Consider the following 12583-nt stretch of genomic DNA (forward strand, 5'->3'; position numbering starts at 1 on the left):
GTTAATACGAAAACGTTGTGATCAAGCAATGTGGTTGGTTTAGATTTTACCTTATGAAATATATAATAATGCCTATTTGTAAAAAAATTAAGAATATTCAGGCAAACGGTTTTATTTAAGTGTTGAATGGTTTGCTGGCAATAGGTTACCGTTTAAGACGGGATATGTCCGTCCAGCGCGGTTTTAGCAGTATACGGCGAAGAGGATGGACGGGGCTGACGTTTAAAGTTTTATTTTGCTAATGTGATTGGATAAGCGGGTTGTTGAACTGTGAGTAATACATGCAAATGGCCGCTGCATTTTGTACGCGTAATAAAAAGAACCGGTTCCTGTTGGTGGAACCGGTCTTTTTAATTGTTAACCGCCATAGTAAAGTCATCGCAGGACATGGTCTTGTCATTTGTATGATGGCTGTTGATTATGTCGCTATCATCGCCCTGGGTAATGATTTCATGACAGATATTGCGTATGTGTTCGCTGATACGCAAAAAAGAGTTAATTAAATCCAGGTGCAGCGAGCTGGTAGAAATGGAAAGAGCTGTGCCATCCTTAAGCCGGTTAAAGTGCTGTGCTCTCAGGCGTCTTTCCATACGGGCCAGCTCGGGGTATCCGGTGATAACCTCGTTGGCCAGCTCGGCATCGTTGGAAGCCAGGGCTATATTGGCCATACGCATTAAATCCCCGAGGCGCTGGTGCATATCTTTAATTTCCTCCCACCCTTCCTCGGAAAACTGACACTGCTGAGTTATCTTACAGCTGGCTATATAGGTAATATCCTTTTCGATAATATCCCCAATGTGTTCTAAATCGTTAGTAATATGCATATGGCTCATGCTGCGGAAAAATTCCTTACGTGACAATGGCTGGCGCATAACGCTGGTCAAATAATTGGTTACGGACTTACACAATATATCAAGGTAATCCTCTGTTTTATTGATTTTGTCCAGCAACCCAATATCGCTTTTTTCAAAAATCTTAATGATCGATTGTATCATATCAAATACCTGATCGGCAGCGTGGTTTATTTCCTTGGATGCCAGCCCCAGAGCAATTGACGGTGTGTTAATTAATTTATCGTCCAGGTATTTAGGTTTAAGCTGCTTTTCCTGGGGTAATTTACGTTCTGGAACAATCATTTCCAGTAACTTTACAAATTGATTAATAAAAGGTAAAAATACAATAGCTATACCTATATTGAAAAAAGTATGTGCGTTAGCTACCTGGTAGCCCGGTGCCGCTGTTAGTTTAGTCATCAAATAAGCATAGGGGTTGACAAAAGGCAGCAGTATCAGCACTCCAACTATCTTAAACAGCAGGTGAGCCGTGGCTACCCGCTGGGCCTCCCTGGAAGAGCCCAGGCCGGACAGCACTGCAGTGAACGAGGTGCCTATATTGGCCCCGAACAAAAGGTAAATGGCTGAGTGGAGGGATACCAGGTCCTGCATGGCCATAATCATGATGATACCCACAGATGCGGCACTGCTGTGTACTAAAAACGTAAATACAGCGCCGGCTGCAATGGCCAGCAGGGGATAATCGCTGGCGCTCATCAGCATTTGGCGGAATATGGGCTCGTCTTTAAGCGGCTGCATAGTATCGGCCATCATTTTTAAACCCAAAAACAGCAAGCCGAATCCTAAAAGCACCTGCCCCACCCGCTTGTATTTATCCCTTTTGGAGAAAAATATAATGGTGGCACCAATACCCACAATGGGTAACGAAATTTCGGTAACTTTAAGGGCGATCAGCTGGGCGGTGATGGTGGTTCCGATATCAGACCCCAGAATTACCCCCAGGGTTTGTTTTAAGGACATTATGGAAGCGCTGGTCAGGCCAACAAGAATTACGGTGGTGGCAGTGCTGCTTTGAAAAAGCATGGTCACTAGGGCTCCTACAATAAGCGCAGTGAAGCGGTTGTGGGTGAGGGTGCTAAGGATGCTCCTGAGCCTGTGTCCGGCAATTTTCTGCAACCCTTCACTCATAATGAACATACCATATAGCAATAGCCCCATGCCACCCAGCAATCCCACCAGCACTGATTGCCAAAGTTCCATTCTCAAAACCTCCCCCCAGGCTTTAAATAATAATGTATAGTTAAGAAAATGTTAATAATATATTAATTTTATATTAAGGAAATTGTACCATGTTTCACATTGTTTATGCAATAGTTATCTGATAATTATATGGCAGTTCGTTTAGCCAATCAAGTGCCAATAATGGAATTTATGCTCGGCACCTCAGACTTTATCAGATCAGGATGTGCCCCATTGATACGCCTGAGTGCCCGTATAACCCCTGGTTTCAAAATCGGGTCGTCCATGAAGGAGGCCAATATGGACACATAGTCCCGGAAAAGTTCTGGCTGATGGTAAATTAACTCCCCGGCAGCTTCGGGAGCGACCCAAAGGGATCCGCCCGATTCATCATTTAGTTCCCAAAAAATGCGCCGCATGATAATCCTGGCCCGCTCGGGGTTTTTATGGGCGATGCTGTCTGTCAGCAATCCCAACCCCTCCACCGCCCGCTGGCGCAGTTGTCCATCCAGGCTGTATAGAAAAGAAAAAAGAGCGCTGGTTACCCGGCCTGGATTCTGTTCACCCAGGTTGATCAACTGTCTATAGTTCCCATCTAGCAATGCCTGTTTAACATTTCTTTTTATGGCTGAATAATTCATCTTAACTGCCTCCCTTTTGTCGGAAGCAAGGGGACGGTTCTCCTTGCTTCCGTTCTGGAAGCAGAAGAGCCGTCCCCTTGCTTCCCTTCTCCTTGCCCCTCTTGCTTCTTTGCCGGTCATAGGTTATTTTACGGGTGGCCATATGATCAAACAACTGGCTCAATAGTTTGGTCCGCCTCCTTTATTTTTAATTGAATAACCAAGTATTACCTAATAGTTTCCATAGGCGCTTACATTTGTTAATAAAAAAAGTTTACTATTGATTAACTACGCTTGCAAGCTGAATCACTAGTCTTTAAAAAAAATTTTAGATGGTAATTCTTCTTAACTGATTATTTTTTTTAAGTAATTCATATTTACCATTTAGGTATAAAAATAATAAACAGGCCAGAAGCTATAGCCTCTAGCCTGTTTATTATTTTTATTGTGTAATTGCACAACTGCTCATTCCATCTTTGGCAAAGATACGCAAGTATTTGTGCATTTTTTGAAGATCAATTAAACCGCCTTTTCCACTTTCACAGCGCATACCTTCAGTTCCGGTATCTTGGCCACAGGGTCTTTTGCCGGGTTGGTAAGCTTGTTGATAGCCACCGCCGGGAAGTGGAAAGATGTAAATACCAGCCCCTGGGGCACCACATCTGTGACGCGTACCGCTACTTCCACCTGGCCGCGGCGAGAGGTTACCCGTACTTTATCTCCGTCAACTATGCCCAGGGCGGCGGCGTCTGCCTGGTTAATTTCCAGGTATTCAGTACCGTAGTGCACTTCCAGTGCGCCGGTACGCTGGGTCATGGTGCCTGTGTGGTAGTGGAAATGCCGCCGCCCGGTGCTCAGCACCAGCGGGTAGTCGGTATCAGGCATTTCCGCCGGTGGAATATATTCCACCGGGTTAAATTTACCCAGACCCCGGGAAAACTTGTCCTTGTGCAGGTATTTTGTACCCGGGTGCTCGGCGTTGGGACAGGGCCACTGGATGCCGCCCTGCTCCAACCGGGCATAGGATATGCCTGCATAGGACGGGGTCAGGGAAGCTATTTCATCAAATATGTCCGAGGTAGTGGGATACTGCATGGGATAGCCCATAGCCGTGGCCACGGCACAGATAATCTGCCAGTCCGCCCGGGCGTTGTACACCGGGTCGATGGCCTTGCGCACCCGCTGTACCCGGCGCTCGGTATTGCTGAAGGTGCCGTCTTTTTCGGCATAGCTGGCTGCGGGCAGTACCACATCGGCCAGGGCTGCCGTTTCAGTGAGGAAGATATCCTGCACCACCAAAAAGTCCAGCTTGCCCAGGGCGTGGGCTACGTGGTCGCTGTCGGGATCGGACAGCACAGGGTTTTCGCCCATGATGTACATGGCTTTTACTTCACCCGTTCCGGCTTTGTCCAGCATATCTCCCACGGTCAAGCCGGGCTGGGCGGGTAGTTCCGTCACATTCCAGGCTTTAGCGAACTTGGCCCGGTTGTTATCCACTGTCACAGCCTGATAGCCCGTGAATACGTTGGGCAAGGCGCCCATGTCGCAGGCCCCCTGCACGTTGTTTTGGCCTCGCAGTGGGTTGACGCCGCTGCTTTCTTTGCCGATATGTCCACACAGCATGGCCAGGTTGGCCACGGCAAATACGTTGTGGGTGCCACAAATGTGCTGGGTGATACCCATTGTATATAATATGGTGGCATTTTGCGCCCGGGCATAGCCCCGGGCTACTTCCCGTATAGTGTCCGCAGCAATACCCGTAATTTGCTCGGCATATTCCGGGGTGTACTTAACCACAGTATCTTTAAGGGCTTCGAAGTCTTCGGTTCGATTGGCCACGAAATCTTTATTCCATAACTCCTCAGCAATAATGACATTGGCCAGAGCATTGAGCAGTGCTATATCGGAGCCCGACTTTAGCTGCATGTGCACGTTGGCCAGCTCTGCCATCTCGGTGCGCCGCGGGTCCGCCACCACCAGGGTTGCACCGCAGCGTTTCGCCTTTTTGGCTTTCAGGCTGATAATGGGGTGCGATTCCGTGGTATTAGTGCCGATGGCCAGAATAAAGTCAGCCCCGGCTATTTCATCAATACTGTTGGTCATTGCCCCGCTCCCAAATGCATTCGCCAGACCGGCGACGGTGGGAGCGTGTCAGAGACGGGCGCAGTGGTCGATACTGTTGGTACCGAGTACCGCGCGGGTGAATTTCTGCAGCAGATAGTTCTCTTCATTGGTACACCTGGCCGAGCTGAGCACCGCCAGCGATTCGCTACCGTGCTGCTCCTTTACCTGTCCCAGTTTAGCGGCCACCAAGCCAATGGCCTCATCCCAGGAGGCTTCCACAAATACGCCGTCCTTTTTAATGAGCGGTGTGGTCAGGCGGTCGGGGTGATGAATAAACCCATAGCCGAAGCGGCCCTTGACGCACAGTGCCCGGCCATTGACATCGCCGTCGCAGGAGGTGACCCCCACTACTTTATTGTCCTTGACGTTAAGTTCAAAACTGCAGCCTGTACCACAGTACGGGCAGGTGGTTTTAACCTTTTGCACTTCCCAGGTTCGGGCCGCGGCACGCAGTCCTTTTTCCTGCAGTGCACCCACCGGACATACCGCTACGCAGTTGCCGCAAAAAACGCATTCAGATGCCGAAAGGGGCACGTCCATAGCAGGGGTGATTTTGGCGTCAAATCCCCGGTAGGCAAAGTCTACGATGCTCTTGCCCTGAATTTCGGCGCAGGCACGCACACATTTGCCGCACAATATACATTTATTCATATCCCTTACGATGAAGGGGTTATCGTCCTCCAGTGGATAGCTGTGCTTTTCACCTTCAAAGGGCTCAGTTTTTACGCCGTACATATAGGCGTAATCCTGCAGCCGGCAGTCCCCGTTTTTGCCGCAGGTGAGGCAGTCCATCGGGTGGTTGGCCAGCATTAGTTCAAGTATGACTTTCCTGGCTTCCTGTACCGCAGGTGAATCAGCGTGTACCACCATGCCATCCGTGGCCTCGGTGACACAGGAGGCAGGTAAATTACGCATGCCAGGTATTTCAACCACGCACATCCGGCAGGCACCAAACTTGGTAAGCTCCGGGTCGTGGCAAAAGGTGGGTATAAACACCCCTGCCTGGCGGGCGGCCTCCAGCACGGTGGTCCCTTTGGGAACGGTTACGGATATGCCGTTAATTGTTAATGTAACTTCCGCCACCGTCAAGTATCCCTCCTTCCCCAGTGTTATCACTTAGTCAATTTAGATAATATATCTTCTAAGCCCAGGGCCTCGGCCCAGGACACTTCCACAAACTCGCCATCCTTTTTAAGCTGCGGGGCTGCCGGTTCATCCAGGTATTTCAGCTCCAGTCCCAAACGCCCTTTTAGGCACAGGGGACGGCCGCTGCCAGGCTCTTTGGGCACCACACCGATGTTTTGGCCATTTTTGCTGAGCACCTCGAATGTGCAGCCACTGTCACAAAAAGTGCAGGTGACCTCCTGACGGGACATTTCCCAGGTCCGCCCTTTACCGGCCAGCGGCTTCCATGTGAGTGCGCCTACGGGGCACACCGTGACGCAGCGGCCACAATATACGCAGTCGGATTCGCCCAGGGGGGTGTCCATGGCGGTAACGATTTTGGTGCCAAAACCCCGGTATCCGAAATCAATAACGCTGCGCTCGGCTATGGCGTTGCAGGTACGCACGCACCGGCCGCACAGTATGCATTTATTGGCATCCCGAATGATATATGGGTTGGAATCGTCCAGCGGGTAGTCTTTGCGCTCACCTGTGAACCCGGACTCCTTAACGCCATAGCGGAATGCGTAGTCCTGCAGCCGGCAGTCGCCGTTGCGATCACAGGTCAGGCAGTCCTGCGGGTGGTTGGCCAGCAGCAGTTCCAGTATGGTTTTACGGGCTTCTACTACTGCAGGCGATTCAGTAAATACCTGCATGCCCTCGGTGCACTCAGTGACGCAGGATGCGGGCAGGTTGCGCATGCCCGGTATTTCTACCACGCAGATGCGGCAGGCACCAAAGCGCGGTATGGCGGGATCATGACACAGCGTGGGTATAAATATGCCTGCCTGCCGGGCCGCGTCCAGCACAGTGGTGCCTTTGGATACTTTTATGTTAATACCGTTGATGGTCAGGGATACGTAGGACATTCTCTTTTCCCTCCTTTTTGCGAAAGAGTAGGTTCTAAGGCTACTATAACGCATGAAAACAGGCAGTTGGATTATCGGTGGGTAACTGTCGTGTTAATCGGATCAATTAAGCGCAAATGTCTAAATGAACCGAAAAATTATAAGATAACCACCAGTTAACTCGTTAGTTGTACGACTAAACCCACACCGGCTGCAAGCTTACGCTTTATAAATTGCATCAAATTTACAGCCCAGCAGACAAGAACCGCACTTGATGCACTTGGTGGCATCGATAACGTGAGGCTCTTTCTTCTCGCCTGTAATGGCCCCGGCCGGGCAGTTCTTGGCGCACTTGCCGCAGCCTTTACATTTTTCGGGGTCAATTTTGAATACCAATAGGGCACTGCAGGCCCCGGCGGGACAGCGCTTGTCCTGAATATGAGCAATGTACTCGTCCTTGAAGTAACGCATGGTGGATAAAATGGGGTTGGGGCAGGTCTGGCCCAGCCCGCACAAAGCAGTATTTTTAACCACTCGGCCAAGGCGTTCCAGGGTATCCAAATCCTCCATTTTACCTTCGCCATCGCAGATACGGGTCAGAATTTCCAGCATGCGCTTGGTGCCTTCCCGGCAGGGAGTACACTTACCGCAGGACTCGGACTGGGTAAAGGTAAGGAAGAACTTGGCCACGTCCACCATACAGGTGGTTTCATCCATTACCACCAAGCCCCCGGAACCCATCATAGCCCCGGCAGCGGTGAGGGAATCATAGTCCACTGGCAGGTCCAGGTTTTCTTCGGGGATACAGCCACCGGAAGGTCCGCCTATCTGCACGGCTTTAAATTTTTTGCCGTTTTGAATGCCGCCGCCAATGGTGAAGATAATGTCCCTTAAGGTCATCCCCATGGGTACTTCCACCAGGCCGGTGTTGTTCACTTTACCGGTCAATGCGAAAATCTTGGTGCCCTTGCTCTTTTCAGTGCCCAGCTTGGCGTAGTTTTCACCGCCGTTGCGCAGTATATAGGGCACGTTGGCATAGGTTTCCACGTTATTCAGGTTGGTGGGTTTGCCCCATAGACCGCTTTGAGCCGGAAAGGGCGGCCTTACCCTGGGCATGCCGCGGTTGCCTTCGATGGAGGTGAGCAGCGCGGTCTCCTCCCCGCATACAAACGCACCGGCACCGGCTTTAATTTTAATATGGAAGTTAAATCCAGAATTCAATATGTTATCACCCAGTATGCCGTATTGTTCGGCCTGGGCAATGGCGATTTTCAAACGCTCAATAGCCAGGGGATACTCGGCCCGCACGTAAATATAGCCCTCATCGGCACCTACCGCGTAACCGCAAATCATCATGCCTTCCAGTACGGCGTGGGGGTCGCCCTCCAGCACGCTGCGGTCCATAAAGGCACCCGGGTCGCCTTCGTCAGCGTTACAGACAACGTACTTCTTATCGCCCTGTGCCTGGCGTACAAAGCCCCACTTCATGCCGGTGGGGAATCCGGCACCGCCGCGGCCGCGCAGGCCCGACTTTTTCACATCCTCAATGACTTCTTCTGGAGTCATTTCAAACAGTGCCTTCACAAAACCTGCATAGCCGTCATTGGCAATGTATTCGCCTACATCCTCGGGGTTGATATGACCGCAATTGTGTAGCACGAGGCGCTGTTGTTTAGCGTAAAAGGGCACGTCATTATAAGTTTTGGACAGCTCGCCGGTGGTGTGGTCTTTGTAGAGCAACCGCTCCACCACCTGGCCGCCCACCAGGTTTTGCTCCACTATTTCAGGCACATCGGTATCTTGTACCCGTACGTAAAAAGTCTTGTCGGGTTCCACAATCATTAACGGGCCTTGCTCGCAAAAACCATGGCAGCCTGTGATGGTGATCTTCACTTTGTCAGTGAGGTTATGCTTCTGCAGTTCTTCCTTTAAAACATCCACCAGTTTTTTAGAACCGGAGGAGGTGCAGCCTGTACCGGCACAAATAAGTATGTTTTTCTTATCAGAACCTACCGGAAGGTGTATATTAGCCAGTAACTCCTGCCGTTTTTGCCGGCAGGCTGCGTCGTCATGGCAGATAGGGCCTTCTTTGATGCACTTGATGAAGTCCCGGCAGGGATTTTGTGGTTCGTGGGTGCATTTGTCACAGCACTTGTCCAATAGATTGTTCAATTGCCAGGCCTCCTTCCTACTCGTATTTTTTAACTATGGCTACGGCTTTGTCCGGTGTTAAACGGCCGTGGGTGTCGTCATTGACCATCATCACTGGGGCAAGCCCGCAGGCACCCAGGCAAGCCACGGTTTCCAGCGTATAGCGCAGATCCTCGGTGCTTTCATTGCGGCCTACGCCCAAATCGGTGGATACAGCGTCAAATACTTTGGCGGCACCCCGTACGTGGCAGGCTGTACCCTGGCACATGCGGATAATGTTGCGTCCCCTGGGTTTCAGGTGAAACTGGGAATAAAAGGTGGCCACCCCGAAGGTTTTGCTGAAGGGTACACCAATTTCTTGGGAGATTTTTTTCATTACATCGCCGGGCAGGTAACCGAAAATTTCCTGGGCTTCCTGCAGCAGGGGAATCAAAGCTCCCTTAAAATTCCGGTACTTGTCGAAAACCTCTTGCAATTGTTGGTACTGAGACTCCTGGCTCTGTTCGCATTTACAAGCTGCCAAATTATTTCCCTCCTCTCATTAATGCACAACATTACATTAGCCCGGACGGTTAATTTTCGGCCGGGTATTTATTGGTAATGCTTCCTAAATATTTAGCGAAACTATGCCCATATGTTGGCACCGCACATTTGACTGAAAATTGATAATGCAAGAATTATCTAGCATTTTGGGCGAAAATCCAATACTCTGTCTTCAGTTATCAGTATGTGTATGGGTACATCGTACTCGCCGGGATAAACATTAGGTCTGACCTGCAGTTCAAAAGCCAGAGAAACTAGAGTTGCGTCTTTCCTGATGCGAAGTAGAAAACGGTCGTAAAAGCCTCCTCCATATCCCAACCGGTTGCCCGCGGTGTCGAAAGCCACTCCAGGTATGATAACCAGATCGATTTCTCCTGGTTCCACGGGTCGCACACACTCGGGCTTGGGTTCTAAAATACCCCAGGTGCCCGGGGTCAGGTCATTTGGGAAATGAATCACCTGTGACGGTATCAGCTTTTTATTAGCCACGTCTGTAATGGGCACCACCAGCCGCTTACCTTGCTGCAGTATGCTTTTGTTAATAAATGCGGTCTGCACCTCGTTGCGAAAGTCGACATATGCCATCACCGTGGTAGCCCGAATATACTCGGGCAAAGCCAGAACTTTATCAGCAATGGCAGCGCTTGTTGCTTCTATTTGATGCAGAGGCATGGCGTTGCGTCCGGCAATCACATTCTTTCTTAATTCGTTTTTGGACACGGTAATTCCTCCAAAAAATCATACTGTTATTAATTTTTCATTGCGTTTATTAGTTCAGGTTCTACCAGGTTTCCCTGAAAGGGCGCTTAAAGACACCGGCGTGATGATGCTGTGCTATTATATGTTAAGCTTGGCCGGTTTGGGACTGTACGCAATAAGTGCACTGCTCTGGGAAAGCCAATCTTTTAATAGTGACAAAAAAAATACAAGATGCTTGTTTGCGACACTCAAAATACCATTTGTATGCAGTATTTCGCCGAACAAAAAATAAATCCTCCTGTGTTACGGGAGGATTTGAATAATGTACCAATACTTTGCACAAAGACATGAGGTATCTGACTCACGTTTAGTTTTATTAATTTTAAGCCTGACCCCTTTTACAAACTGTATACCTGGCTTTCAGTCAATATGCTGACATTGTTCTTCTGCAGTACTTCGACGGCTTCGCTTAGCTGTTCCACCCTGAATACCACCAGTGCGGCATTAGTGGCTTTTTGCAAAAATGCGTACAGGTATTCGATGTTAATATTTTCCTGTTGTAGTATCTCCAGCACGCCGGCCAGCCCGCCGGGTTCGTCTTTTATTTCCACCGCAATGACATCAGTAGTGCTTACGGTAAAACCGGACTCTTTAAGCACCCGGTAGGCCTCGTCGGGATTACTGACAATTAATCGCAGTATGCCAAAATCAGTGGTATCGGCGATGGACAGAGCTCTGATGTTTATGTCGTTGCCACCTAGCACCCTGGTTACTTGAGCCAGACGCCCGTACTTATTCTCCAAAAAAACAGATATTTGTTTTACTTTCATAAATCCGCCCCCTCAAGGATTTTTATTGTTTAACACCTGTTGCGGTATAATTTTCTACTTTCGCCACCTGATTATAAAAGCATAGCACAACTTGTTGTTAAAAAAAAGCTTTTTCCACAAGCCCGTAAAATATCCTATGTACAGTGCACAGCGAAATTATGTTACCTGGCAGCTCAATAAAATAGCCAATTGTTAAATTCTATCATTAGGATCGGTGCTTGTTCACCCACAGGCAAAACTCCTTGCTGCCAAGTTATTAACAGACTTATCCACATTATCCACAGGAATAACTTTTTGGGAGTATTTCAATTAAACTATCAAGCAGCAAAATATTTAAATGCGGATAAATTGATAACCTGTAATAACAAGGGTTTGGTGGGTTGCTGCCACCAGTGATAATTTTCTGTAAACACAGCTATGTTAATAGGTTGTGGATTTTTTTGTGGATAGGTGTATCTTTTAATACCGATCCTGGCCCAGCGGTAAATTGGGTACTGCATTTAAGGTCAAAGGGGCGAAATCACCGCGCAAATATTTATAATAGGCAGCACAGCCAATCATAGCTGCGTTATCGGTACATAAAACCGGCGGTGGATAAATCAGCCGACGGGCTTCCTGATGTGCCCGTCGGGTCATTTCTTCTCTTAATAGCTGGTTGGCTGCCACCCCGCCCGCCAGCATAATAGTGCCTGTATTGTGCTGCCGGGCCGCCAGTAAAGTTTTGTCCACCAGCACATCCACAGCGGCCCGCCGAAAACTGGCCGCCACATTGGCTTTATTTACATGAAAACCCTTTTGGCTTGCCCTGTGCAGATGGTTAATCACCGCTGTTTTAAGACCGCTGAAACTAAAATCCAAGCTGTCTCCGGCAAGGTAAGCTCTGGGCAGGGGAATGGCAGTATCATCGCCGGACGCTGCCAGCTTGTCAATTAGCGGCCCACCCGGGTAACCTAGACCCAGCACCCGGGCTACTTTATCAAATGCTTCCCCTGCTGCGTCGTCCCGGGTGGCACCTAAAAGATCGTACTGGCCAAAACCGGAAATCAGCACAAGATCGGTATGTCCTCCCGACACTACCAGGCAAATAACAGGGAAATTCGGTTTGGGTTCCACTAAAAAATTAGCGCTTACGTGCCCCTCTAGATGGTTGACGCCAATTAAAGGTATATCAAGTCCAAATGCAATTGCTTTAGCGGCAGCAACACCTACCAGCAGCGCCCCTACAAGACCGGGACCGTAGGTAACGGCCACTGCGTCCAGCTCGTCAAAATCAATGCCGGCTTCGTCCAGTGCTTCCCGGATTACGTGGTTGATCAGCTCCAGGTGCTTGCGAGAGGCCACCTCGGGCACCACACCTCCAAATTTGCGGTGCACGTCCACTTGTGAAGATATGATATTGGACTTAACGATGGTGCCGTCCACCAGCACGGCAGCGGATGTTTCATCGCAAGATGTTTCCACGCTTAATATGATCAAACTCATCTGTTACTATTTCTCCTTTGTGGTACCATTAAGTGGCATATGCGCCAAATATAGTTACAATGTATAGTAGTAAAACTATTTTAACACCA

9 protein-coding genes are annotated in these 12583 nt (G+C 49.3%); all 9 read right to left on the reverse strand.

Annotation, left to right across the window (positions count from 1 at the left end; all coding sequences use genetic code 11):
- Positions 1-350: 350 nt before the first annotated feature.
- The 9 genes from DESGI_RS10165 to tsaD all read right to left on the reverse strand — a co-directional run bounded on the left by DESGI_RS10165 (position 351) and on the right by tsaD (position 12494).
- Complete coding sequence (locus DESGI_RS10165) at positions 351-2054, reverse strand: Na/Pi cotransporter family protein (RefSeq protein WP_006521994.1); 1704 nt, start codon at positions 2052-2054, stop codon at positions 351-353.
- A 149-nt stretch (positions 2055-2203) separates the two neighbouring features.
- The gene (locus DESGI_RS10170) at positions 2204-2674 is read right to left on the reverse strand and encodes a DVU0298 family protein (protein ID WP_006521995.1); all 471 of its coding nucleotides are present in this window, start codon (positions 2672-2674) and stop codon (positions 2204-2206) included.
- A gap of 498 nt (positions 2675-3172) precedes the next feature.
- Positions 3173-5860 (reverse strand): formate dehydrogenase subunit alpha, encoded by a 2688-nt coding sequence (fdhF, locus tag DESGI_RS23795; RefSeq protein WP_169406835.1) that lies wholly within the window; start codon positions 5858-5860, stop codon positions 3173-3175.
- A gap of 29 nt (positions 5861-5889) precedes the next feature.
- Positions 5890-6810 (reverse strand): NADH-quinone oxidoreductase subunit G, encoded by a 921-nt coding sequence (locus DESGI_RS10185; protein ID WP_006521999.1) that lies wholly within the window; start codon positions 6808-6810, stop codon positions 5890-5892.
- Between the two features lie 198 nt (positions 6811-7008).
- On the reverse strand, positions 7009-8961 hold the full coding sequence (gene nuoF / locus DESGI_RS10190) for an NADH-quinone oxidoreductase subunit NuoF (protein ID WP_006522000.1): 1953 nt from the start codon (positions 8959-8961) through the stop codon (positions 7009-7011).
- 16 nt (positions 8962-8977) lie between these two features.
- Positions 8978-9463: an NADH-quinone oxidoreductase subunit NuoE gene (nuoE, locus tag DESGI_RS10195; RefSeq protein ID WP_006522001.1), complete on the reverse strand. Its 486-nt coding sequence runs from the start codon at positions 9461-9463 to the stop codon at positions 8978-8980.
- A 158-nt stretch (positions 9464-9621) separates the two neighbouring features.
- Positions 9622-10203 (reverse strand): 5-formyltetrahydrofolate cyclo-ligase, encoded by a 582-nt coding sequence (locus DESGI_RS10200; RefSeq protein ID WP_006522002.1) that lies wholly within the window; start codon positions 10201-10203, stop codon positions 9622-9624.
- A 377-nt stretch (positions 10204-10580) separates the two neighbouring features.
- The gene (locus DESGI_RS10205; RefSeq protein ID WP_006522003.1) at positions 10581-11012 is read right to left on the reverse strand and encodes an ACT domain-containing protein; all 432 of its coding nucleotides are present in this window, start codon (positions 11010-11012) and stop codon (positions 10581-10583) included.
- Positions 11013-11471: 459 nt separating this feature from the next.
- The gene (gene tsaD, locus DESGI_RS10210) at positions 11472-12494 is read right to left on the reverse strand and encodes a tRNA (adenosine(37)-N6)-threonylcarbamoyltransferase complex transferase subunit TsaD (RefSeq protein ID WP_006522004.1); all 1023 of its coding nucleotides are present in this window, start codon (positions 12492-12494) and stop codon (positions 11472-11474) included.
- Positions 12495-12583 lie beyond the last annotated feature (89 nt).

This window comes from Desulfoscipio gibsoniae DSM 7213 (genome assembly GCF_000233715.2).
GTDB classification, from domain to species: domain Bacteria; phylum Bacillota; class Desulfotomaculia; order Desulfotomaculales; family Desulfallaceae; genus Sporotomaculum; species Sporotomaculum gibsoniae.

Coding starts and splice junctions, on each gene's coding strand:
- DESGI_RS10165 (WP_006521994.1), bottom strand. CDS start 2,054: ATGGAACTTTGGCAATCAGTGCTGGTGGGATTGCTGGGTGGCATGGGG.
- DESGI_RS10170 (WP_006521995.1), bottom strand. CDS start 2,674: ATGAATTATTCAGCCATAAAAAGAAATGTTAAACAGGCATTGCTAGAT.
- DESGI_RS10185 (WP_006521999.1), bottom strand. CDS start 6,810: ATGTCCTACGTATCCCTGACCATCAACGGTATTAACATAAAAGTATCC.
- DESGI_RS10205 (WP_006522003.1), bottom strand. CDS start 11,012: ATGAAAGTAAAACAAATATCTGTTTTTTTGGAGAATAAGTACGGGCGT.
- tsaD (WP_006522004.1), bottom strand. CDS start 12,494: ATGAGTTTGATCATATTAAGCGTGGAAACATCTTGCGATGAAACATCC.